This window comes from Granulicatella sp. (assembly GCF_057274575.1).
On record NZ_DBHISP010000003.1, the window covers coordinates 17,686 to 39,847 of the forward strand.

A 22,162-nucleotide genomic window follows, 5' to 3' on the forward strand; every position below is an offset into this window, starting at 1 on the left:
TTGAATGAGTCAATTTACAGAAGATAAAATCATCTTTGAAACGATTGAAAAAGAACTTCATCGTCAGCAACAGGGGATTGAATTGATTGCATCAGAAAACTTCGTATCAGAAGGAGTTTTACGTGCACAAGGAAGTATTCTAACGAATAAATATGCTGAAGGATATCCAGGACGTCGATACTATGGCGGATGTGAGTACGTGGATGTTATCGAACAACTAGCGATTGATCGTGTAAAAGAATTGTTTGGTGCAGAATATGCCAATGTTCAACCTCACTCGGGTTCTCAAGCAAATATGGCTGCGTATCGTGCTTTAGTAAAGAAAGGCGATAAAATTTTAGGGATGGACTTAAACCATGGTGGTCACTTGACCCACGGAATGGGAGTAAACTTCTCTGGACAAGATTATCACTTTGTTTCTTATGGAGTAAATCCAGCAACTGAAACAATCGATTATGATGAATTAGAACGTATTGCTAAAGAAGAAAAACCACAATTAATCGTGGCTGGAGCTTCAGCGTACCCACGTGAGATTGACTTCAAACGCATTAGTGAAATTGCTAAAGAAGTGGGAGCTTACTTTATGGTTGATATGGCGCATATTGCTGGGTTAGTTGCTAAAGGAGCCCATCAAAGTCCAGTACCTTATGCTGACGTAGTAACATCAACAACACATAAAACATTACGTGGACCACGTGGCGGTTTAATTTTAGCAAAAGAAGAATTTGGTAAAAAATTAAACAGTGCCATCTTCCCTGGAATCCAAGGTGGACCGTTAGAACACGTGATTGCTGGTAAAGCAGTTGCATTCCATGAAGCCCTTCAACCAGCTTTTGGTGAGTATATCGAGCAAGTTGTGAAGAATGCTAAAGCAATGGCACAAGTTTTTGAAGGAACAGTGATTCGTGCGATTTCAGGTGGAACCGATAATCATCTATTACTCCTCGATATTAAAGGAACTGGGTTAAACGGTAAAGAAGCGCAAGAATTACTCGACACTGTTGGTATTACAGTGAATAAAAATGCTATTCCATTTGATACATTACCACCTGTTAAAACAAGTGGAATTCGTGTCGGAACGGCTGCTATTACAACTCGTGGCTTTGATGAAACCGCTGCGAAGAAAGTAGCAGAGTTAATCCTTACAACATTAACAAATCCTGAAAATGAAGAAGTATTAAATCATGTTCGTAGTGAAGTGAAACAATTAACTGAAACTTTCAAATTATACGCATAATGAATTATATGTAAAGGTTTGTTTCAGTTTATGAAAATATTAATAAGTTTTCAGAATGAGACTAGATATTTAACTGGTTTTTAGGTAAAATAATAGAAGTGACACTAATGTATTGGAAGGAGAATGACAAATGGGTAAATTTCACGTACTTGATCATCCGTTAATTCAACATAAATTAACAATGATTCGTCAAAAAGATTGTGGAACAAAGGTTTTCCGAGAAGTTGTAAATGAAATTTCAATGCTAATGGCTTATGAGGTTTCTAGAGATCTGCCTCTTGAAGATGTAGAAATCGAAACTCCACTTGTTAAAACAACATTGAAAACATTAGCTGGTAAAAAAGTTGCTATCATTCCGATTCTGCGTGCAGGACTTGGAATGGTGGATGGAATTCTCGAATTAATCCCAGCTGCCAAAATTGGGCACGTTGGTATGTATCGTGATCATGAAACGCTGCAACCAGTTGAGTATTTCGTGAAGTTACCTTCAGATATTTCTGAAAGACAATTGTTTGTCGTTGATCCTATGTTAGCTACAGGAGGTTCTGCCGTAGCCGCTATTGACGCACTATTGAAGCGAGGTGCACAACCAAGTTCAATTAAGTTCTGCTGTTTAGTAGCAGCTCCTGAAGGGGTAGAAGTCCTTCGTAAAGCACATCCAGATATCGACATCTATGCAGCAGCATTAGATGAAAGATTGAATGAACATGGATACATTCTTCCAGGATTAGGAGATGCTGGAGATCGTTTATTCGGAACCAAATAATAAATTAATGTAGTCAACGCTTTTGCGATAGACTATTGCCACCAAATCTGACAATAATCACCGTACTGAGCGAATGCCTCAATGTATAGGATTATTGTCAGTTTTTTTATTTGGTGTAAAGGAGGGGAAATAAGAAGCATGGAAGCAACACCAAAAGTGGTTGAGATTTTTGGATTGTCGTTTTCAGTTCCGATTTTGATTTCGTGTGGGGTTAGTGTTTTACTAATCGCCTTATTTACAATTTTTGCGTCCAGAAAGGTTTCGATGAAGCCAAGCAAGATGCAAAACGCTTTGGAAGCCTTAATGGACTTCACGAAGGGGATTGTAAATAATGCAGTTGATGAGGAGACAGGAAAAACATATTACTTATACATTTTCTCACTGTTCTCTTTTGTGTTAGTCGCTAATATGGTTGGGCTAATTATCTTTATTCACTATGAAGATCATAGCTATTTTGCCAGTCCAACAGCCAGTCCGATTGTATGTTTGGCTTTAGCGCTGATGACCACATTAATCGCACATTATTCTGGCGTACAGAAGATGGGACTCAAAGGATATATTCATCATTCTTACTTAAGTCCAATGTCGTTTATGCTCCCAATCAAATTGATTGAAGAGTTTACGAATACAATTACGTTGGCATTCCGTTTATACGGAAATATTTATGCCGGCGAAGTGTTGTTAGGGTTGATCGTGATGTTCTCATCCGCAGCAGGCTTAATAACATATATTCTTGCAATTCCATTAGGAGTCGTATGGCAAGGATTTTCAATGGTGATTGGTGCCATTCAAGCGTACGTATTCTGTACGTTGACGATGGTTTATATCTCACATAAAGTAATGAAACATTAATTTTTAGAAATGAGGAATTTATAATGACAGAATTAGCAGCAGCAATTGCAGTAGTAGGAGCAGCTTTAGCAGCAGCCTATGGTAACCAAGCAGTAATCGTAAAAACAATCGAATCAATGACTCGTCAACCAGAACTAAGTAATGAATTACGTTCTACAATGTTCATCGGGGTAGCCTTAATCGAAGCGATGCCTATCTTCGCTGTACTTATCGCTCTTATCCTTGTATTCGTTAAATAATCCAATAAGTGGAATTATTGTCGTAAAGGAGGGGTGAGCGATGTTTGAAGTTATGTTATCAGGTAATACCAGTACAGTTTTGGGCGACACTTTAGTCGTATTAATCTCAATGACATTGTTACTCTTCTTGGTAAAATATTTTGCTTGGGATAAAGTAAATGCCATGTTAGAAGCTCGTCGTGAGAAAATCGCTAAAGATTTAGATGAGGCTGCTGAAAAGAGAAAAGCTGCAGAAGAAATTCAAGCAAATGCAAATGAAATTATCCATAATGCAGAAATGAAAGGCAGCGAAATTTTAGATAACGCTCGCGAAGCAGCTTCAAAAACGCAAGATGAAATGATTAAAGAGGGTAAGAATGTAGTTTCTCGTATGAAAGCAGAAGGGCAGCGTGAAGTAGATTCAATGAAACAACGTGCCATTGCTCAAGTACAAGATGAAATTGTTGGCCTATCAATTCAACTTGCTAGTCAAATTCTTGAAAAAGAAGTGACACCAGAAAGACATCAAGAAGTGATTGAGTCCTTCATTAAGGGGTTGGAAGGCTAATGGTAAAATATCACAAAGATATCGTTAAAGAAGCCAGCCATTTTTATGCAAAGGCGAAATACGAAGGTTATTTAGAGCAAGTGACAAGAGAAATTCATGCCATTTTAGCAGGAATACAAAATACGTCAACGTTTAAACAGATGATGCATTTAGAACATGTTTCTTATGACAAAAAACTCTCTGTATTAGAGGCTGCATTTGGCCATTTATCAAAGGAAACGCAAGAGTACTTAGCAACTTTCCCATCTGAAGATGGATCAATGAATGTTGTAGAAGCACTTGAGGCTTTCTTAGATATTTATAATGCCAATAAATTAGAAATTATTTCGGCGATTCCTTTAACGGATGAACAAATTGATCGTATTGCTATTGCATTCCAAAACAAAACCAATAAAGAATTCGATTCTTGGGTGAATACCGTTGATCCTTCAGTGATTGGTGGAGTACAATTAAAAACCAAAGAGTTCTTGTTAGATGGAACAATCGCAAATAAATTAAAACAATTCAAAGAGAAAATTAGCCAAACAGGAATAAAGAGGTGAGATGGCATAAATGGAAATGAGTAATATTACAGCGAGAATTCGTGACCAAATCGCTTCTTTTGAAACAAAAGAACAGATTGAAGAAATCGGTGAAGTATCGTTCATCGGGGACGGAATTGCTCGTGTCATCGGTCTTACAAATGTAATGGCTGGAGAATTAGTAGAATTTAACAATGGCGCATATGGAATGGCTCAAAACTTAGAGAAGAATGACGTAGGGGTTATCATCTTTGGCTCTTATGAAAATATTCATGAAGGGGAACCCGTAAAACGTACAGGACGCATTTTAGACGTACCTGTAGGGGATGCGCTTATTGGACGTGTTGTTGATGCTTTAGGCCGTCCAATCGATGGTTTAGGTGCCATCGAAACAACCAAAACAAGACCAGTTGAAAATGAAGCACCTGGCGTTATGCAACGTCAAAGCGTTAAACAATCATTACCAACGGGATTAAAAGTAGTAGATGCTTTAGTACCAATTGGTAAAGGGCAACGTGAGTTAATCATCGGTGACCGTAAAACTGGTAAAACAAGTATTGCAGTGGATGCAATTTTAAACCAAAAAGGCAAAGATACGTTATGTATTTATGTAGCCATTGGACAAAAAGAATCTACGGTTAAAGCTCTTGTAGAAACATTGAAACGTTACGGAGCAATGGATTATACAACTGTTGTATCCGCTAGTGCGTCTCAACCAGCACCAATGCTTTATATTGCACCATATGCAGGTACAGCAATGGGTGAAGAGTGGATGTATCAAGGTCGCGATGTATTGATTATCTATGATGATCTATCAAAACAAGCAGCGGCTTATCGTGAAATTTCCCTATTACTTCGTCGTCCGCCAGGTCGTGAAGCATATCCAGGGGATGTATTCTACTTGCACTCACGTTTATTAGAACGTGCCGCTAAATTAAACGATGAATTAGGCGGAGGATCTTTAACAGCCTTACCAATCATCGAAACACAAGCAGGAGATATTTCCGCATATATCCCAACAAACGTAATCTCTATTACCGATGGACAAATTTTCTTAGAAAGTGACTTGTTCTATTCAGGGGTACGTCCGGGGTTATCAGCCGGATTATCTGTATCGCGTGTTGGGGGTTCTGCCCAAATTAAAGCGATGAAAAAAGTTTCAGGTACATTACGTATCGACTTAGCAAGTTACCGTGAATTAGAAGCCTTCACACAATTTGGTTCTGATTTGGATGCGGCAACTCAACAAAAATTAAATCGTGGTAAACGTACGGTAGAAGTCTTAAAACAAGATGTTCACCAACCATTACCAATCGAGTATCAAGTATCGATTTTATTTGCTTTAACACATGGCTTATTAGATGCGATTCCAATTGATCGTATTAAACCATTTGAAAAAGCGTTATATCAACATTTAGAAAGTGAACATAGAGATTTATTAAATGAAATCCGCGATCAACATGTGATTTCGGATGAAGAGAAATTCTATAAAGTAATTGAGAATTTCAAACAAATTCATTTATTTGAACGTGTTCAATAAGCGTAGAAAGGAGAGGTGACATGAATGACAGCTTCCTTAAATGATTTAAAGAAGAGAATTGTTTCAACAAAGAAAACAAGTCAAATCACTAGCGCCATGCAGATGGTCTCTGCAGCAAAATTAGCCAAATCAGAGCAAGCAGTGCGTCACTATCAAGACTACGCTCAAAAAATCCGTGAAGTTGTAACTCACTTACTATACGCAAATCACAATAAAGAAGTGGTAGAGGAAACGACAGAAGAAGGAGAAGAAGTAACTTCTTTTATCGACTATCATGACTTATTAATTGAACGTCCGGTTCAAAAGACTGGATACCTAGTGATTTCATCTGACCAAGGACTTGCTGGGAGTTACAACTCTTCCATTTTCCAATCAACAAGAGAAATGTTAGAGTTAGACCACCAATCAAAGGATGAATATGTTATCTTAACGATTGGGGATGCTGCAAGTCGCTTTTTCAAAAAGATGGGAGTGGATGTACGTCTTGAAATTAATGATGTATCTGATATTCCAACCTTTGAAGAAGTAAGAAAGATTGTGTCAAGTGCGGTCCAAATGTTCCGTGACGGTGAATTTGATGAGTTTTACGTTTGCTATAATCACCATGTAAACGCACTGTTATCAAATTACCGTGTTGAAAAAATGCTACCAATTATCGACTTAGACGCGGAGGAAGCAAAAGAGTACGAATTGGATTATATTTTCGAACCGAACAAGGAAATTATTATGGACATCTTGCTCCCACAATACGCAGAATCGCTTATTTACGGAGCCATTATCGATGCAAAATCTGCAGAACATGCATCTCGTATGACTGCAATGAGAAGTGCAACTGATAATGCTAAAGATTTAATCAGTAACTTAACACAAGATTTAAACCAGAGACGACAAGCGCAAATTACACAAGAAATTACAGAAATTGTCGGTGGAGCAGCCGCTCTGGAAGAACATTAGGATTTTAGAAGGAGGAAAATGGATTGAGAACTGGAAAGATTTTACAAGTTGTAGGACCAGTTGTAGACGTGGTATTTCCTTTAGAAGAAGGCGTTCCAGATATTCATAATGCATTACAAGTTGTGAAAACAAAAGGTGACGGAAGTGAAACGACGGTTACATTGGAAACTGCTGTAGAATTAGGGGATGGTGCGGTTCGTACTATTGCTATGGAATCTACGGATGGTTTACAACGTGGCATGAAAGTGATTGACTTAGGACGTACTATTAGCGTTCCGGTAGGTCCTGAAACATTAGGTCGTGTATTCAACGTTCTTGGAGACACGATTGACTTAAAGGAACCATTCCCAGAAGATTTTACAAGACATGAAATTCATAAACCAGCACCAAAATTCGAAGAATTAAACAGTCAATACGAAATTCTACAAACAGGGATTAAAGTTATTGACCTTTTAGCACCCTATCTTAAAGGTGGTAAAATCGGATTATTCGGTGGGGCCGGTGTAGGGAAAACTGTATTAATTCAAGAGTTGATTCATAATATTGCTGAAGAACTTGGTGGTATTTCAGTATTTACAGGGGTAGGAGAGCGTACTCGTGAAGGGAACGACCTTTATCATGAAATGCAAGACTCAGGTGTATCTGCTAAAACAGCGATGGTGTTCGGACAAATGAACGAACCACCAGGAGCTCGTATGCGTGTAGCACTAACAGGGTTAACGATTGCGGAATACTTCCGTGATATGGAAAAACAAGACGTGCTTTTATTCATCGATAACATTTATCGTTTCACGCAAGCAGGTTCAGAAGTATCAGCGTTACTTGGACGTATGCCTTCTGCCGTAGGATATCAACCAACACTAGCAACTGAAATGGGTCAATTACAAGAACGTATCAGTTCAACAAAAGATGGTTCTATTACATCTATTCAAGCGATTTACGTGCCAGCCGATGACTATACTGACCCTGCTCCAGCAACAACATTCGCCCACTTAGATGCAACAACAAACTTAGAGCGTCGTTTAACAGAACAAGGGATTTATCCAGCGGTAGATCCGCTTGCTTCAACTTCAAGTGCACTTAGTCCAGAAATTGTAGGGGAAGAGCACTATGAAGTAGCGATGAAAGTACAACAAATGCTTCAACGTTATCGTGAATTACAAGATATTATCGCTATTTTAGGGATTGATGAATTATCCGACAGCGAAAAAATCATTGTAAACCGTGCAAGAAGAATTCAATTCTTCTTATCACAAAACTTCCACGTGGCAGAAGCCTTTACTGGACAACCTGGTTCATACGTTCCAATTAAAGATACAGTTCGTGGATTTAAAGGAATTATTGATGGATTATATGATGATATTCCAGAAGATATGTTCCGTAACGTAGGACCAATCGAAGACGTGATTAAAAAAGCTAAAGCAGCAGGGTTTTATGGAGGAAACTAAAGATGGCTGAACATGAATTACTGGTCGTTGTCACAACACCAGAAGGAAAAGTGTATAACCATCGTTCCTATTCTGTGAGTGCCGATGCAGTCGATGGTGGGATCACCATACTACCGCATCATGCTCCAATCATGCTTCCTTTAAAAATCGGGGCACTTCGAGTGAAACGATTCTTAGAGGATTCGCCAACTGATTATATTGCAATCGGTGGTGGAGTTATGGAAGTGCGGGATAATGTCGTAACGATTATTGCCAACGTGGCTGAACGTGCTAGAGACATTGATGTGACTCGTGCAGAGCAAGCAAAAGATAAAGCTGAAAAAGTTATTAGTGATAGTACTCGTTCTCAAAGCGATGTAGAGCGTGCAAAAATCGCTTTAAGTAAGGCAATTAACCGTATTGGTGTTTATAAGCATAGAAGAAAATAAAAGAGAGGATGCATCCTCTCTTTTATTGTTCAGATAAAAAAACTAGCAGATATTTCTGCTAGTTTTTAATTTTATAAAATTTCTTTGATGTAGGCTTCGATTTCTTCTTGAGGAAGGATACCAGCTGACTTCTTAACGATTTTTCCATTCTTATCCGTGAAAATCAGGGTTGGAATTTCTGTAATTTCGTGATATTTTTGGAAGCTTGAATCAACATCAGAATAATAGTTGAGGGATAGAGAATTCTCTTTTAAGTATTTCTTTCCATTCTCAATCGGTTCTTTTTGACTGATCATTGCTACACCAACAAATTCAACTTTGTCCGCATATTTTTCTTTTAATGTATTTAAAATAGGGAGCTCTTGTTGACAGTCGGGACACCAACTTGCCCAAGCATAATAGACTGTTGGTTTTCCGTTAAAGTCTTTTTCTGTTAATTTCTTTCCGATTGCGTCTTGGAATACGACTTTTGCGTCTGCAGGCTTGCTGCTGGATGGTAAAAAATAAAATATCGCTAAGCTAGAAATAAGAATAGCTACAAGAGCGAGTAAAACTTTTTTCATAAAATCCTCTTTCTAATGATTATTCGTGAATATCAAACACGTATTTATGTCCTTGAGTAAGGCTGTGGTAGAATCCTTTACCGTTATATAAGTGGAATACTTGAACTCCAGCAATGTCTTCTTCGTTAGGGTAAACATCTTTTACGAATGGATTATCTTGTAACACTTCTTCTAGACGTTCACGACCGATTTCTTTAACAACACCTTCGATACGAATCACTTGAATTAAGTAGTCTTCGCTCTTCATGGCAGTAATGGCAACTTTTTGATTCTTTTGCAGTTGTTTATAGAAATTTGTTTTAGGACTTGTCATAAAGAATACACCTTTTTCGTTTGCAACACCGATATGGATATGACGTGCATGAGGTTGGTTGTTCTCATCTGCAGTCGCAATAACAGCTACATTCATTTCTTCTAAAATACGTAAAATTTCATTGACTTCCATGGTGATTTCTCCTAACTGTTTTCTTTTTATTTTATCATAGATTGGATTATGAAAGAAGATTTGCGATTTCGTCTCGAATTTGTTCAGGCGTTGTAGTAGGGGCGAAGCGTTTTAAAATTGTTCCGTCTTTAGCTACGAGGAATTTCGTGAAATTCCATTTTACCTTTTCACCGAAAAGGCCAGCAGTTTCTTTCTTTAATAACACAAATAATGGATGTGTTTCTGGACCATTTACCTTAACCTTACCAAACATTGGGAAAGTCGTATTGTACGTCAGTTGGCAATGTGCGACTGCTTGTTCAGCTGTGAGTGGCTCTTGGCTTGCAAATTGATTACAAGGGAAGCCTAGAACTGAGAAACCTTTGTCTTTGAACTCCAAATAGAGTTTTTCTAACCCTTCAAATTGCGGAGCGAGTCCGCATCCGCTTGCGGTATTCACAATGAGTAGTAATTGCTCTTTATAGTCTTCTAGAGTGGTAGTTGCACCATTCGCTGTAGGTACTTCGATTTCGTAAATTGACATTTATTTTCCTTCTTTCTTAAATAAGGCCGTAGTGTTTTAGTCCATTAATAATGCCGTTATCTGTATTATCCGTTGTAATAAATTCTGCAATTTCTTTCAGTACTGGGATGGCATTTCCCATAGCCACAGGATGCTGAACAGCTTTAAGCATTTCAATATCATTTGGGCCATCTCCAAAGGCAAATGTTTTAGCGTCTACTTGGTTTAAATGTTCTAAGAAGCGTTTGATTCCTTCGGCCTTTGAATTTCCTTTAGAAATCACATCGACAGAATACGGTGTGTTACGAAGGAAATCAAGGTTTTGGAAAGCGACTTTATATTTTTTTTCTGCAGGTGGAAGAGAGATAAAAAGCATCATATTAATTGGATTTTCTTTATAAAAATCTTCTTTAAGTGCGGGAGGGTTAGAGTGAATAAATCCATATGCATCTTTAGCTCCTGCGGAAGCTTCTACCAGATAAAACTGTTCGTGATTATAGACAGTGAGCCCATAACCATCATCTTTCACCATTTGATGAAATTTCTCAACTGTTTCAGTTGGAATTTCTGAAGAATATACAATCTGTTCTTGATAAAGAACCACTTGCCCGTTCATAAAAATTCCTGAGTGGATATTAGCGCTCTCCATAATATCACGTGTTTCAGCAGGAGAACGTCCTGTTGCGATAAAGGGCTCATATCCATTGTCTTTTAGTGTTTGAATGGCTTCGGCTGTGGCAACGTCCACTTTTGACTCCCCGTTTAATAGTGTTCCATCCAAATCAAAAAATACAAAACCTTTCATTCCGTCACTCCATTCGTTTAGTCTTATTTTAGTATACCATGTTTTAAAGGATTTTAATTGTAGTTCGAATTGAAAGTAATTCGCGTGAAAGAGTAGAATTATCGTAGTTTTTATGTTAAAATTGAAAAGAATTTTAGTTAAGGAGGGAATCCTTTGTACAATTTGATTTTATCACTGATGGTTGTGGTATGCGTATTATTAATTATTGTTGTTGCAATGCAACCTTCAAAAACAAATGCTGCGAATTTAACAGGTGGGGCAGAGCAATTATTCGGTAAACAAAAGGCACGTGGTTTTGAGGCATTCTTAATTCGCGTAACAGTTGTTTTAGGAACAATCTTCATGTTATTAGCATTTGCATTAGCATACATTTCATCAAAATAATAAATGTAAGTACAATTGTTCGGACATCCAACCAATTGTACTTTTTTATTTGGCAGAATAGAGGAGAGTATTATGGAAGCACTATGGTTAAGAAAAGAAAGCAATACAAGAGCGGTGATTTTATTTCATGCTTATACAGGAACGCCGGCTGATGTGAGAATGCTTGCGCAATTTCTACATCGTCATGATTATGCAGTGTATGTTCCAGTATTTTCTGGCCATGGAACTACGGATGTGGAAGATATTTTAGCAAGTTCTGATGAAGCTTGGTATGAAGATGCAAAACGTGCGGTTGACTTTGTTAGAGGTGAAGGATATTGCACGGTTGCTGCCTTTGGACTTTCGATGGGCGGTATTATGGCTACAAAATTGGCAACCGAACATCTAGTTGAATATGCAGGAACATTTTGTTCACCAGTATCTGCTGGGAATCCTCAGTTGCCAGGACTGCTTCAAAGTTTTATGATGTATGCGAAGGCGTCTTATAGAAACTTAGGGCGTTTATTTGATGAAGCTGAAATGAAGGAAAAAGCACAAAAACAATTGGCACATATTCAATCATTTTCAAGAGACGTTGCTTCACATTTAGATGAAGTGACAGGAAGTTTTTATATTGCACAAGGGGAACAAGATACACTTGTCGATCCAGAGTCCTCCCTCGAATTAAAAGAAGGACTCGTTAACGCACAAGTGGAGTTACATTGGTATGAAGAAGCAGGGCACGTGATTACGGTTAGTCCTGTTAGAAAGGAATTCCAAGAGACTGTTCTCTCTTTTCTAAATCAACAAGAATGGAGGTAAAGAAATGAGACAATCATTAGAAGAAATCTTAATGGCTTTCTTTATGGAACATGAATCCGAAAGTTTTTTTGTTCAAGAAATTAGTGAGCATTTCGGATTTACTGCTTCAAAGGACTTTAAGATTTTAGTGAAACAATTAGCTAACCTCGAAGATTCTGGAAAAATTGTATTAACACGACAAGGTAAATTTGGATTCAATCAAAAAAATCGTACGTTAGAAGGGACATTCCGATTAAACGATAAAGGGTTTGGTTTTGTAACAGTTGAAGAAGGCAAACCAGATATTTTTATTCCAAGAACGGATGTCCAGGGGGCTATGGATGGCGATACGGTTGCGATTCGTATCGTTCAAGAAGAAAATCCTTACAACGATAAAGCAGCTAGCGGAACAATTGTTAAAATCATAGAACGCGCTGTGAAACAAGTGGTGGGGATTTATACACGTTACCCATCGAAGATTATGATGCAAACAGGCTATTGTGGCGAAATTGCATTAAAAGATTCTAAATTAAAGAAAACGAAATGTTATGTTTCTAGAATGGGGTTAAACCCAGTCGATGGAACCGTCGTGATTGCCGAAGTCGATCAATATGAAACAGAGCGTCACGAACTCGTCTTGAAGGCGCATATCGTTAAAGAAATCGGCTATAAAGACGCTGTCGGTATGGACATTTTAATGATCTTACATCAATTAAAAATCCCAACAGTATTCCCAGAGTCAGTATTAGAGGAAGCCAACCATGTGAGTGAAACCATCTCACTGGAAGAACTTGAAGGACGTGTTGATTTACGCCAAGAATTAACCGTGACGATTGACGGAGCAGACGCCAAAGATTTAGATGATGCGGTCGCTCTTGTCAAACGAGAGGATGGAACCTTTGTTTTAACGGTATCTATCGCCGATGTTTCTTATTATGTAACGGAAAATTCAGAGATGGATAAAGAAGCATTTGAACGCGGAACGAGTGTGTATTTAACAGACCGTGTTGTTCCGATGTTACCGCAAAAATTATCAAACGGAATTTGCTCGCTACATCCCTATGAAGAACGTTTAACATTAACAGCTCGTATGGAAATCGACCGTAGTGGAACGATATACCAGCACGAAATTTTCCCGAGTGTGATTCAATCGAACGAGCGCTTAACTTATGATGAAGTTAATGTATTATTCAATACGAATGAAGCTTCTGAAAAAATCACTCCAGAGATTGCAGAAATGCTTTGGAACATGAAGGAATTACATACGATTCTTGAGCGTAGACGTACAGAACGTGGAGCGATTGACTTTGATACACAAGAAGCAAAAATTCTGGTCGATGAAAAAGGAGCGCCAACAGAAATCGTACTACGTGAACGTGGTGTAGCAGAGCGACTCATTGAGTCCTTTATGCTTGCGGCTAATGAAACAGTGGCTCGCCATTATGAACAAATGAAGGTGCCATTTATCTATCGTATTCACGAAAATCCAGATAGCGAAAAACTCCAACGATTCTTAGAGTTTATTACCGCATTTGGAATTACGATTAAAGGGAAGAATGATTCGATTACACCGAAGAAATTGCAAAAGGCCTTGAATGAGGTACGTGGTGAGCCGTATGAAGCAGTGGTATCAACGATGATGCTCCGTTCAATGAAGCAAGCCAAATACGATATCACGCCAACGGGACACTATGGTCTTGCAGCTGAAGATTATACGCACTTTACTTCGCCCATCCGTCGTTATCCAGACTTAATCGTTCATCGTATGATTCGTCATTACGGAAAACATCCAGGTCACTTATCGAAGAAAGAAGAAACGCTTTTGGAAGATAAGTTGCAACAAATTGCAGACCAATCGTCTCGTATGGAGCGACTTGCGGTACAGGCGGAACGCGATGTGAATGCATTGAAGAAAGCTGAATATATGCAAGATAAGGTTGGAGAGGAATTCGATGGTATCGTAAGCTCTGTGACAAAATTCGGAATGTTTGTTGAATTAGCGAATACCGTAGAAGGATTAATTCATATTTCTCACTTGAAACAAGACTACTTTAACTTTATTGAAAGCCATATGATTTTACTTGGCGAACGTACGGGTGTAAGTTACCGTATTGGGGACCGTGTTCGTGTGAAATGTGTGAAAGTAGATGTGGAAGCTAGAGAAGTCGATTTCCTACTCGTAGAAGATGCAAAATTGGCTAAAACTGAACGACCAAGAAAAGGCGAATTCTTTGATGAAAAGACTTCTAAGAAGGGCAAAAAATCAAAAGGACGCCAACGCTTTAAAAAAGCCATTAAAATGAAAAAGAAAAGACGCTAGGAGGTTCGTGAATGCCTAAAGGAACGAACGATAAAGTGCTCGCACAAAATCGAAAAGCAAGTCATGACTATACGATTCTTGAAACGATTGAAGCTGGGATGGTCTTAACTGGAACAGAAATCAAATCCGTTCGTCAAGCGCGCATCAATTTAAAAGATGGATATGTGAGCTTGAAACAAGGAGAGGCTTTTCTTGTAGGGGTCCATATTAGTCCGTTTGAACAAGGAACCCTCTTCAATCATGACCCATTAAGAACGAGAAAATTATTGCTTCATAAAAAGCAAATTAATTATTTGCTCGAACAAGTAAAGCAAGCCGGAAATACAGTAGTGCCGCTTAAGGTCTACATTAAGAATGGAGTTGCGAAGTTATTAATTGGAGTTGCGAAAGGGAAGAAAAATTACGATAAACGTGATGCCTTAAAGCAAAAGGATATGAAACGCGAAATCGACCGTGCGATGAAAGAAAGATATTAAATGAGAAAAAGCTGGACGTTTGTCCAGCTTTTTTAGTTTTAAGAAAATCTAAAATTAATAGATCTGTTTATTTTGTAGATTTATTTCATATTGGTTTCATATTGGGAATGCAAAATGAAATCACGGATAAGGAAAGGAAGTGAGCAAATGGATTGGAAGAAACGCGCTGGAGCATACTTAATCAGAAAGAAAATTCGGACAGGAATTTTGTTTTTCATTATGGTACTAATTTCTTCAGCAGTATTAGCAGTTCTTTCGATGCAAGAAAGTACTGGGAAGGTTGAAGAGAAACTCCTTAGTCTTTCAAATTCAGGCTTTCAAGTTGAATCAATCTTAAATGATGGGGGGATACAAAAGAAGCAATTAACTCAAATTGAGAAAACAGATGGAGTTAAAGATGTTCAATATGAATACGATGCAGTTGGACAATTGCAAGATGCTAAAGCTGTTCAAAGAGAACAATCTGTTCAACTAGATCAAGGAAATCTCGGTGAGCTAGTGGGTGTTCGAGGAGTTAGTGATAGCAATAATGAAATGAATTTTGCTAGTGGAGCATTAAATATTCAAAGTGGGAGAGCACTAACAAAAGAAGATCGAAATAAAGTTCTTATTCATGAAGAGTTAGCGAAAGAGAACAACTGGACGGTTGGCTCTAAAATCAAAATGAAACTGTTTAAGAATGGAGAAGAAGGTGGAGGCTCTTATGATGAAATCACCGTTGAAGTCGTTGGGATTTTCAACGGAAAATTATCAGAGCAATCTACAGGGCTCACAAGTGATTTAACTGAAAATCGTATGTATATGGATTATAAAACGAGTCAGTTATTAGCAGGTAATAAGGAGTCGAATGAAGTTGTTCATAGAGCTATCTATACTGTAAAGAATCCTTCACAACTAGACTCTGTGATTAAAGAAGTAAAAAAACTTTCACTAAATTGGGAAACTTTACAATTATCAAAAAATGAACAAGTTTTTGAACAAGTATCAGGTCCGATTTCAAATTTTAAATCATTAATGATGTTATTAACGGGATCTGTGTTCGCATTAGCAGTCATTATATTATTCTTAATTTTATTATTCACCTTACGTGAAAGAATCCATGAATTTGGAATATTATTATCTCTTGGTATTTCAAGAGGAAAAATTATTAGTCAAATTTTACTGGAGCTGTTTACGATTGCTTCAGGAAGTTATTTAATTGCATTATTCTTTGGTGAGTTTGTGGCAAATCAGTTTTACTCAGGGTTGATTTCATCGGATGATATACCTGCTCAGGTCAAATCATTATTTGAATCCAGTTTACCGCAGCTAACACTAATGGAGGGTGCTAAAACATTAGTCATCGTCATTGTCATTATTGTATTAGCAGTACTATTTAGTACAGCCGTAATCTTAATGAAGAAACCAAAGAAAATATTAAGTCAAATGAATTAAAGGAGTGGTCTTATGTCAGTGTTATCATTAGAAAATATTTACTATCGTTATGAGAATGCACAAAAATATGTATTAAAAGATTTAAATGCACAGTTTGAGGAAGGGAAATTTATTGCTGTTGTAGGTAAATCAGGTGCGGGGAAATCAACATTCTTATCTTTATTAGCAGGATTAGATAGTCCTACCAAAGGAAAAGTACTATTTAAGGGGGAAGATATTGCAAAAGGTTCCTACAGCAATCATCGTAGAGATCATATTTGCTTGGTTTTCCAAAACTACAATTTGATTGATTACTTAACACCGCTTGAAAATGTCAAACTTGTAAACGAAAAAGCGGATAAAGAAATTCTTCTAAAATTAGGCTTGGGAGAAGAATTGATTCATCGAAATGTATTGAAATTGTCAGGTGGTCAACAACAACGTGTGGCCATTGCTAGAGCATTAGTGTCCAAAGCACCAATCATTTTAGCCGATGAACCAACCGGAAATTTAGACGAAGGAACAGCTGCTGAAATTATTGATATTTTAAAAATGGCTGCTCATGAAAGCGGAAAGTGTGTGATTGTAGTGACTCATAGTCCTCAAGTAGCCGATGCTTGTGACGAAGTTCTTAAACTTGAAGAAGGACAATTAAAAAAATCAAAAGGAAATAAGGGGTGAGATAAATGAGAATTATTCAAAATGCTTGGGCATATGTAACTAGAAAGAAATTTAAATCGTTCATAATTTTCTTTATCTTATTCAGTATGGCAACTGTTGCTTTAAGTAGTTTATCTGTAAAACATGCGACAGACACAGCTGCCAAAGAAACCTTTAAATCGATTAATTCGTCTTTTTCAATGCAAATTGACCGTCGTCACAATCAAGGGACTGCTCGTGGTGGGGGTAACTTGAAAGGAAAAGATATTAAAGCCATTGAAGGGATTGAAGGAGTCCAAAAAGCCATTAAAAGAATGGAAGTTGTAGCGGACTTAGTAGATCAAGAATTGATCCCAGCTCAAGGCGTTAAATTGGATGCCAACCGTGTGAAGCGTTTCGGAAAAGCTGCGATGGTAACGGGAATTAATGATTCAAGTATGGATGAACGCTTTGCGGCTCAAACATTCACGTTAACATCTGGAAGACACATTACAGATTCAGATACGAACGTCGCAATGGTTCATGAAGACTTTGCTAAGAAAAACAATTTAAAAGTCGGAGACAAGATTAAATTAAAATCCAATATTTATGATGCTGATAATGAAAAGAAAGCAAACAACGAAACTGAAGTAACGATTGTAGGGACCTTTAGTGGAAAAAATAAAGGAAGAGTAACCGCTCCTCAAGAACTATACGAAAATACAATTTTAACAGACTTGAAAACAAGCCGTTTAATGTATGGTTTCAATGAAGAAGATGGAACTTATTTAGATGCAACTTTCCTAGTTTCAGGAGAATATGATATCGATAAGGTAATGGAAAAAGCTAAAAAATTAGGTATTAACTGGAAAGCTTATACATTAGTGAAAAGTAGCCAAAACTATCCAACTTTACAAAAATCAATTAATCTTGTATACGGATTAACTAATAAATTATTTATCGGAAGTCTAATTTTCTCTGCGATTATTCTAGTATTAATCTTGTTCTTATGGACGAACAGTCGTCGTAAGGAGATTGGGATTCGACTAGCATTAGGTATGACAAAGAAAACGATTATTACACAAATGCTATGTGAAGTAGGAATGGTAAGTATTGCAAGTTTTGGAGCAGCCTTTTTAGCAGGAGGACCTGTTAGTGAATGGGTTGGAAAACTAATTCTAGGACAAGTGAATAGCAGTTTAGGAACGCAACTAGCTAATGAAGCAAAATCAGCGAACTTAGGTGGAGGTGCTGCAGTAGATGGATTCAATAAAACGCTAACTGAATTATCAGTAACTGTTTCAAATATGGACAAAGGAATTGTTATTGGACTTGGATTAGTTGTCATTGTAATAGCAGTATTCCTTGCAAGTGCGTTGATTTTACAAAAATCACCGAAGAGCTTGTTACAGGATACTGAATAAAGGTAGTTTACAAAAGTAAAGATTGTTATAATAGAAAGAGAGGTGATGTTTTTGAATTTATTAATTGTTGAAGATGAAGAGGCTATTCGAGAAGGTGTTCGAGAATTTTTAAGCGAACAAGGCTTTACAGTTTTTGAAGCTTGCGATGGAATCGAAGCTCTCGAAGTATTTAACCGAGAATCCGTTGATTTAATTCTATTAGATATTATGATGCCACGAAAAAATGGCTTTGAAGTATTAGAAGAAGTTCGACAAAAAAGTCATGTCCCTATATTGATGTTAACTGCCTTACAAGATGAGGAGACTCAAGTAAAAAGCTTTGAATTACTTGTGGATGGATATATTCAAAAACCATTTTCTCTAATGCTCCTTTACAAGAGGATTGAGGCTTTACTAAAAAGACATTATGGAGAAGTAGAAACTTGGAGTTATAAGGATACAAGTGTTAATTTTACACGATTTGAAGCGTATGTAAATAATCAATTAGTAGAAGTGACCGCCAAAGAATTGTCGATTCTAAAATTGCTTGTGAATCATGGAGGGCAAGCTTTGAGCCGTTCACAAATTTTAGATCATGTTTGGTCTAATCATGAAGACCCACCATTTGATCGAGTCGTAGATGTTTATATCAAACAACTACGCAAAAAGTTAAAATTAGATTGTATTGTCACTATTAAAAATGTTGGATATAAATTGGAGTTAAAATGAGAAGATTAAAACTATTTCCAAAAATTTTCATTTATACTTTTAGTATATTAATATCACTCGTTGCAGTCGCACATTTATTTTTATATTTTGCTTTCCCGCATTTTTATATGCAAGAACGGCAGCAAGAACTGAGTAGAAAAGCGGATGTTCTTGTAGAGAGTCTTTCTCAAGTGGATGGAAAGGGAGCTGCTTCAGCATTACAAGTGTATGCCAATAATGAAGGGATTACGGCGTATTTAAAGCATGAAAGCACTGGAGAAACTTTAACGCTAGGAGCAAAATTACCAATAGATGAAAATAGCAATCAACATTCTGTGATTATCGAAGATAGAGAAGTCACGACGAAAGATGGAAAAAAATTATTTATTCAAGTGGTTTCAACGACTGAAATGGTAAAACAAGCTACTAGAGTCACTTTCCATTATTTACCATTGTCTTTAGCCATCTCGATATTTACTGCAGTTATATTCTCTTATATTTATGCAAGAAAACTCTCAAGACCTTTGATGAGAATGTCTCGAGTCACAGAGAAGATGATGAATTTAGAAAGAGATGTTGCCTTTTTAGAACCAAGTTCGGACGAAATTGGACAAATGGAAGTACAAATTAATGATTTGTATCAACATTTATTATCGGTAATTGATGAACTTGAAGAAAAGAACCAAAAAATGATTCGCTTAGAAAAAACAAAAGTGGATTTTCTTCGTAGCGCCTCGCATGAGTTAAAAACACCACTTGCTAGTTTGAGAATTATGCTAGAAAACATGAGCCTTAATGTAGGGAAATACAAAGACAGAGATAAATATCTAATAGCTTCACTTGGGAAAGTTGACCAGTTATCGGTGCTAGTTCAAGAGATATTGGAGCTTTCAAAATTACAAGAAAGCACAATGGAAAAGCAATCAATTCAACTAGAAAAAATGATTCCTATATGGAACAAAGAATTTAAAATTTTAGCACAAGAAAGGAATTTAATTTTTGAAACGGATTTAGAATCTTCAACAATAGAAATGAACCAAATGGCATTCCAAAAAGTTTGGAATAATTTAATGATTAATGCCATTCGTTATTCGGATGAAGGAGGAGTTATCAAAGTTTCTGCTAAAAATTGTATCTTAAAAATAGAAAACCCTTGTCAACCCTTGACAGAAGAAGAAATTGAGATGGCATACTCGTTGCTGCCAACGACTAGTAATAAAGGAAGTGGTAATGGGGTAGGATTATATATTGTCCATCAATTATTAAAACAAGAAGAAATTAAACATCGCTTTTATGCAACCAAAACAGGTATGTGTTTTGAAATAGAAACAGAATAAAAGCTGTATGGAAGGAGTGTTGTTTATTGAATTGGTGAAAAAGAAGGATTATCTCTTTTAGGAGATAATCCTTCTTTTTTGTAATGGAACAATAATGTTAAAAATAAGTAAATTAGAAAATAATTTCACAAAAACGCTTACAATTAAAGCGTTTTCGTGTATAATAAAGATATCAATAAAAAGATAGGAAGGTTGATATTATGGCAACAATTGATCGTTTCGCTACAGACACTATACGCAAGAGCAATCCGCATCTTTCGCAATTGAAGGCAACTATTGAACCAGCTTTTTATTCGAATAATGCGACTGAAATTCCGACTCTGGCAGAGGCGTATGAATTAGCGTCACATGCACCCAATACAACTGTATTAGATGCATTCGTAGCAAATGCGAAGGATTTAGGATTACCGGAGGATGCCCATATTCTTTCGGTAGTGGATGGGAGTGTCGTTGGACGTACAGCAAAAGCTCGTCGAATTTTAGGAAATAATCCGTCCGAAGATGCAAAGATTATTCCAATTATTCGTGACGAAATTTATAACAGCGCTTTCAAACCGTTTATTAAAGGAACGGCTATTGTAGGTCTGGATGAAGACTTTATGGTAAAAGCGCACATCACGATGCCTAAAGAACATATTAATAACTTATATTCTTGGTTATTGAACTTCCAAATTTTCAATGACCAATATAAGAGACGTTACGATGCATCGAAACAGTATGATGAAAATGACATTTTTATTTTCTTTGATCCTACATGGAGACATCCTGATTACCCAGATGGATTAGCGTTCTTTGATACGAAACATAATTGTGCTGCAATTTTAGGAATGAGTTATTTTGGGGAAATCAAAAAGGGGACATTGACACTTGCTTGGGCAACTGCCGCTCGTAACAACTATGTTTCTTGCCACGGTGGTTTGAAGATTTTCCGTAAAGAAGGCGCTTCTTACGTTGCAAGCTTCTTCGGATTATCTGGATCAGGGAAGTCTACATTAACGCACGCAAAACATGACGATAAATACGACATTGAAGTATTACACGACGATGCATTTGTGATTTCAGTAGAAGATGGTTCATCTGTAGCTTTGGAACCTTCTTACTTCGACAAAACAAATGACTATCCAGCAGGTCACAGAGAACAGGATTACTTCGTAACGGTTCAAAACTGTGGTGTGACTCTGGATGAAAATGGTCGTAAAGTATTAGTGACAGAAGATATTCGTAACGGTAACGGACGTACTGTTAAATCTCGTTACTCAACACCAAACCGTGTCGATAAGATTCAAGAACCAATTCAATCTATCTTCTGGATCATGAAAGATGATGCACTACCACCGCTAGTAAAAATCACAGACCCACGTTTAGCATCTATTTTAGGATGTACATTAATGACAAAACGCTCTAACGCTGAAAATACAGGAGCAGGTGCAAACTTAGATGCGCTCGTTATCGAACCATACGCAAACCCATTCCGTGTATATCCATTAGTAGAAGACTACTATAAATTTAAAGCATTATTTGATAAGAATGTAGATTGCTACATTATCAATACAGGGGATTTCTTAGGTAAGAAAGTGACCAAAGAAGTGTCTCTTGGTGTGATTGAAACAGTAGTCGATGGCAAAGCAAAATTTGAATTATTCGGTGGCCTTCCAGGAATGGAATACTTACCAGTGGAAGGTTATGAAGTTCCTGAAATGAATGGCGAGTACGCTGAATTAATTCGTGATCGTATGCAATTCCGTTTAGACTACTTGAAAGCATTTAATGATGCAAATCCAGAACATCAAATTCCTCAAGATGCCCTTGAAAGCATTAAGACAATCGAACGCTTTATCGACGTCTTATAATGGAA

Annotated in this window: 24 protein-coding genes; 20 read left to right on the plus strand and 4 right to left on the minus strand. The window is 37.2% G+C overall.

Going from position 1 to position 22,162, the window contains the following annotated elements; translation table 11 throughout:
* Nucleotides 1–4: 4 nt before the first annotated feature.
* From glyA to ACO5V7_RS02485, 10 genes are all read left to right on the plus strand, one after another.
* Nucleotides 5–1,237 carry a serine hydroxymethyltransferase gene (glyA, locus tag ACO5V7_RS02440; protein ID WP_485484906.1) on the plus strand — a complete coding sequence of 411 codons (1,233 nt, stop codon included), beginning with the start codon at nucleotides 5–7 and terminating at the stop codon, nucleotides 1,235–1,237.
* A gap of 130 nt (nucleotides 1,238–1,367) precedes the next feature.
* Complete coding sequence (upp, locus tag ACO5V7_RS02445) at nucleotides 1,368–2,003, plus strand: uracil phosphoribosyltransferase (RefSeq protein ID WP_048711087.1); 636 nt, start codon at nucleotides 1,368–1,370, stop codon at nucleotides 2,001–2,003.
* A gap of 138 nt (nucleotides 2,004–2,141) precedes the next feature.
* On the plus strand, nucleotides 2,142–2,855 hold the full coding sequence (gene atpB, locus ACO5V7_RS02450) for a F0F1 ATP synthase subunit A (protein ID WP_298647683.1): 714 nt from the start codon (nucleotides 2,142–2,144) through the stop codon (nucleotides 2,853–2,855).
* A gap of 23 nt (nucleotides 2,856–2,878) precedes the next feature.
* Nucleotides 2,879–3,094, plus strand: coding sequence for a F0F1 ATP synthase subunit C (gene atpE, locus ACO5V7_RS02455; protein WP_005604878.1), 216 nt, complete (start codon nucleotides 2,879–2,881; stop codon nucleotides 3,092–3,094).
* Between the two features lie 40 nt (nucleotides 3,095–3,134).
* Entirely contained in the window at nucleotides 3,135–3,641 is a 507-nt protein-coding gene (gene atpF, locus ACO5V7_RS02460) for a F0F1 ATP synthase subunit B (RefSeq protein ID WP_485484907.1), read from the plus strand.
* Nucleotides 3,641–4,183 (plus strand): ATP synthase F1 subunit delta, encoded by a 543-nt coding sequence (gene atpH / locus ACO5V7_RS02465; RefSeq protein WP_485484908.1) that lies wholly within the window; start codon nucleotides 3,641–3,643, stop codon nucleotides 4,181–4,183. Before atpF ends, atpH begins: the two co-directional genes overlap by 1 nt.
* 10 nt (nucleotides 4,184–4,193) lie before the next feature.
* On the plus strand, nucleotides 4,194–5,702 hold the full coding sequence (gene atpA / locus ACO5V7_RS02470; RefSeq protein WP_485484909.1) for a F0F1 ATP synthase subunit alpha: 1,509 nt from the start codon (nucleotides 4,194–4,196) through the stop codon (nucleotides 5,700–5,702).
* A gap of 24 nt (nucleotides 5,703–5,726) precedes the next feature.
* Nucleotides 5,727–6,656 (plus strand): F0F1 ATP synthase subunit gamma, encoded by a 930-nt coding sequence (locus ACO5V7_RS02475; protein ID WP_298647696.1) that lies wholly within the window; start codon nucleotides 5,727–5,729, stop codon nucleotides 6,654–6,656.
* A gap of 23 nt (nucleotides 6,657–6,679) precedes the next feature.
* Nucleotides 6,680–8,104 carry a F0F1 ATP synthase subunit beta gene (atpD, locus tag ACO5V7_RS02480; protein WP_298647700.1) on the plus strand — a complete coding sequence of 475 codons (1,425 nt, stop codon included), beginning with the start codon at nucleotides 6,680–6,682 and terminating at the stop codon, nucleotides 8,102–8,104.
* 2 nt (nucleotides 8,105–8,106) lie between these two features.
* Nucleotides 8,107–8,532, plus strand: a complete 426-nt coding sequence (locus ACO5V7_RS02485; protein ID WP_298647702.1) for a F0F1 ATP synthase subunit epsilon — start codon at nucleotides 8,107–8,109, stop codon at nucleotides 8,530–8,532.
* 71 nt (nucleotides 8,533–8,603) lie between these two features.
* Here the strand turns inward: ACO5V7_RS02485 and ACO5V7_RS02490 are convergent, their stop codons facing one another.
* Genes ACO5V7_RS02490 through ACO5V7_RS02505 form a run of 4 tightly spaced genes read right to left on the minus strand, consistent with a single transcriptional unit; the run spans nucleotide 8,604 to nucleotide 10,847 of the window.
* Nucleotides 8,604–9,095, minus strand: a complete 492-nt coding sequence (locus ACO5V7_RS02490) for a TlpA family protein disulfide reductase (protein WP_485484910.1) — start codon at nucleotides 9,093–9,095, stop codon at nucleotides 8,604–8,606.
* 19 nt (nucleotides 9,096–9,114) lie between these two features.
* Nucleotides 9,115–9,540 carry a pyridoxamine 5'-phosphate oxidase family protein gene (locus ACO5V7_RS02495; protein ID WP_485484911.1) on the minus strand — a complete coding sequence of 142 codons (426 nt, stop codon included), beginning with the start codon at nucleotides 9,538–9,540 and terminating at the stop codon, nucleotides 9,115–9,117.
* Nucleotides 9,541–9,586: 46 nt separating this feature from the next.
* On the minus strand, nucleotides 9,587–10,063 hold the full coding sequence (locus ACO5V7_RS02500; RefSeq protein WP_485484912.1) for a glutathione peroxidase: 477 nt from the start codon (nucleotides 10,061–10,063) through the stop codon (nucleotides 9,587–9,589).
* Nucleotides 10,064–10,079: 16 nt separating this feature from the next.
* Nucleotides 10,080–10,847, minus strand: coding sequence for a Cof-type HAD-IIB family hydrolase (locus ACO5V7_RS02505; RefSeq protein ID WP_485484913.1), 768 nt, complete (start codon nucleotides 10,845–10,847; stop codon nucleotides 10,080–10,082).
* Nucleotides 10,848–11,000: 153 nt separating this feature from the next.
* On the opposite strand from ACO5V7_RS02505, the gene secG reads away from it, so the two are divergent.
* From secG to ACO5V7_RS02555, 10 genes are all read left to right on the plus strand, one after another.
* Entirely contained in the window at nucleotides 11,001–11,231 is a 231-nt protein-coding gene (gene secG, locus ACO5V7_RS02510; RefSeq protein WP_298647714.1) for a preprotein translocase subunit SecG, read from the plus strand.
* A 72-nt stretch (nucleotides 11,232–11,303) separates the two neighbouring features.
* Nucleotides 11,304–12,032 (plus strand): alpha/beta hydrolase, encoded by a 729-nt coding sequence (locus ACO5V7_RS02515; protein WP_485484914.1) that lies wholly within the window; start codon nucleotides 11,304–11,306, stop codon nucleotides 12,030–12,032.
* A gap of 4 nt (nucleotides 12,033–12,036) precedes the next feature.
* On the plus strand, nucleotides 12,037–14,331 hold the full coding sequence (gene rnr / locus ACO5V7_RS02520; RefSeq protein ID WP_485484915.1) for a ribonuclease R: 2,295 nt from the start codon (nucleotides 12,037–12,039) through the stop codon (nucleotides 14,329–14,331).
* An 11-nt stretch (nucleotides 14,332–14,342) separates the two neighbouring features.
* Entirely contained in the window at nucleotides 14,343–14,807 is a 465-nt protein-coding gene (gene smpB, locus ACO5V7_RS02525; protein ID WP_005604901.1) for an SsrA-binding protein SmpB, read from the plus strand.
* Between the two features lie 147 nt (nucleotides 14,808–14,954).
* On the plus strand, nucleotides 14,955–16,241 hold the full coding sequence (locus ACO5V7_RS02530) for an ABC transporter permease (protein ID WP_298729551.1): 1,287 nt from the start codon (nucleotides 14,955–14,957) through the stop codon (nucleotides 16,239–16,241).
* A gap of 12 nt (nucleotides 16,242–16,253) precedes the next feature.
* On the plus strand, nucleotides 16,254–16,901 hold the full coding sequence (locus ACO5V7_RS02535) for an ABC transporter ATP-binding protein (RefSeq protein WP_485484916.1): 648 nt from the start codon (nucleotides 16,254–16,256) through the stop codon (nucleotides 16,899–16,901).
* 5 nt (nucleotides 16,902–16,906) lie between these two features.
* Nucleotides 16,907–18,283, plus strand: coding sequence for an ABC transporter permease (locus ACO5V7_RS02540; protein WP_298647733.1), 1,377 nt, complete (start codon nucleotides 16,907–16,909; stop codon nucleotides 18,281–18,283).
* A 51-nt stretch (nucleotides 18,284–18,334) separates the two neighbouring features.
* Entirely contained in the window at nucleotides 18,335–18,991 is a 657-nt protein-coding gene (locus tag ACO5V7_RS02545) for a response regulator transcription factor (protein ID WP_485484917.1), read from the plus strand.
* The gene (locus tag ACO5V7_RS02550) at nucleotides 18,988–20,307 is read left to right on the plus strand and encodes a histidine kinase dimerization/phospho-acceptor domain-containing protein (RefSeq protein WP_485484918.1); all 1,320 of its coding nucleotides are present in this window, start codon (nucleotides 18,988–18,990) and stop codon (nucleotides 20,305–20,307) included. The genes ACO5V7_RS02545 and ACO5V7_RS02550 overlap by 4 nt, the downstream gene beginning before the upstream one ends.
* Before the next feature lie 200 nt (nucleotides 20,308–20,507).
* Nucleotides 20,508–22,157, plus strand: coding sequence for a phosphoenolpyruvate carboxykinase (ATP) (locus tag ACO5V7_RS02555; RefSeq protein WP_485484919.1), 1,650 nt, complete (start codon nucleotides 20,508–20,510; stop codon nucleotides 22,155–22,157).
* Nucleotides 22,158–22,162: the final 5 nt, after the last annotated feature.

Excerpts from the sequence above, each read along its gene's own strand:
- atpE (WP_005604878.1), top strand. The coding sequence starts at position 2,879 with ATGACAGAATTAGCAGCAGCAATTGCAGTAGTAGGAGCAGCTTTAGCA.
- ACO5V7_RS02485 (WP_298647702.1), top strand. The coding sequence starts at position 8,107 with ATGGCTGAACATGAATTACTGGTCGTTGTCACAACACCAGAAGGAAAA.
- ACO5V7_RS02515 (WP_485484914.1), top strand. The coding sequence starts at position 11,304 with ATGGAAGCACTATGGTTAAGAAAAGAAAGCAATACAAGAGCGGTGATT.
- glyA (WP_485484906.1), top strand. The coding sequence starts at position 5 with ATGAGTCAATTTACAGAAGATAAAATCATCTTTGAAACGATTGAAAAA.
- ACO5V7_RS02530 (WP_298729551.1), top strand. The coding sequence starts at position 14,955 with ATGGATTGGAAGAAACGCGCTGGAGCATACTTAATCAGAAAGAAAATT.
- ACO5V7_RS02495 (WP_485484911.1), bottom strand. The coding sequence starts at position 9,540 with ATGGAAGTCAATGAAATTTTACGTATTTTAGAAGAAATGAATGTAGCT.
- smpB (WP_005604901.1), top strand. The coding sequence starts at position 14,343 with ATGCCTAAAGGAACGAACGATAAAGTGCTCGCACAAAATCGAAAAGCA.
- atpB (WP_298647683.1), top strand. The coding sequence starts at position 2,142 with ATGGAAGCAACACCAAAAGTGGTTGAGATTTTTGGATTGTCGTTTTCA.
- atpH (WP_485484908.1), top strand. The coding sequence starts at position 3,641 with ATGGTAAAATATCACAAAGATATCGTTAAAGAAGCCAGCCATTTTTAT.
- upp (WP_048711087.1), top strand. The coding sequence starts at position 1,368 with ATGGGTAAATTTCACGTACTTGATCATCCGTTAATTCAACATAAATTA.
- ACO5V7_RS02555 (WP_485484919.1), top strand. The coding sequence starts at position 20,508 with ATGGCAACAATTGATCGTTTCGCTACAGACACTATACGCAAGAGCAAT.
- ACO5V7_RS02475 (WP_298647696.1), top strand. The coding sequence starts at position 5,727 with ATGACAGCTTCCTTAAATGATTTAAAGAAGAGAATTGTTTCAACAAAG.
- ACO5V7_RS02490 (WP_485484910.1), bottom strand. The coding sequence starts at position 9,095 with ATGAAAAAAGTTTTACTCGCTCTTGTAGCTATTCTTATTTCTAGCTTA.
- ACO5V7_RS02500 (WP_485484912.1), bottom strand. The coding sequence starts at position 10,063 with ATGTCAATTTACGAAATCGAAGTACCTACAGCGAATGGTGCAACTACC.
- ACO5V7_RS02505 (WP_485484913.1), bottom strand. The coding sequence starts at position 10,847 with ATGAAAGGTTTTGTATTTTTTGATTTGGATGGAACACTATTAAACGGG.
- atpA (WP_485484909.1), top strand. The coding sequence starts at position 4,194 with ATGGAAATGAGTAATATTACAGCGAGAATTCGTGACCAAATCGCTTCT.
- ACO5V7_RS02535 (WP_485484916.1), top strand. The coding sequence starts at position 16,254 with ATGTCAGTGTTATCATTAGAAAATATTTACTATCGTTATGAGAATGCA.
- atpF (WP_485484907.1), top strand. The coding sequence starts at position 3,135 with ATGTTTGAAGTTATGTTATCAGGTAATACCAGTACAGTTTTGGGCGAC.
- ACO5V7_RS02550 (WP_485484918.1), top strand. The coding sequence starts at position 18,988 with ATGAGAAGATTAAAACTATTTCCAAAAATTTTCATTTATACTTTTAGT.
- ACO5V7_RS02540 (WP_298647733.1), top strand. The coding sequence starts at position 16,907 with ATGAGAATTATTCAAAATGCTTGGGCATATGTAACTAGAAAGAAATTT.
- rnr (WP_485484915.1), top strand. The coding sequence starts at position 12,037 with ATGAGACAATCATTAGAAGAAATCTTAATGGCTTTCTTTATGGAACAT.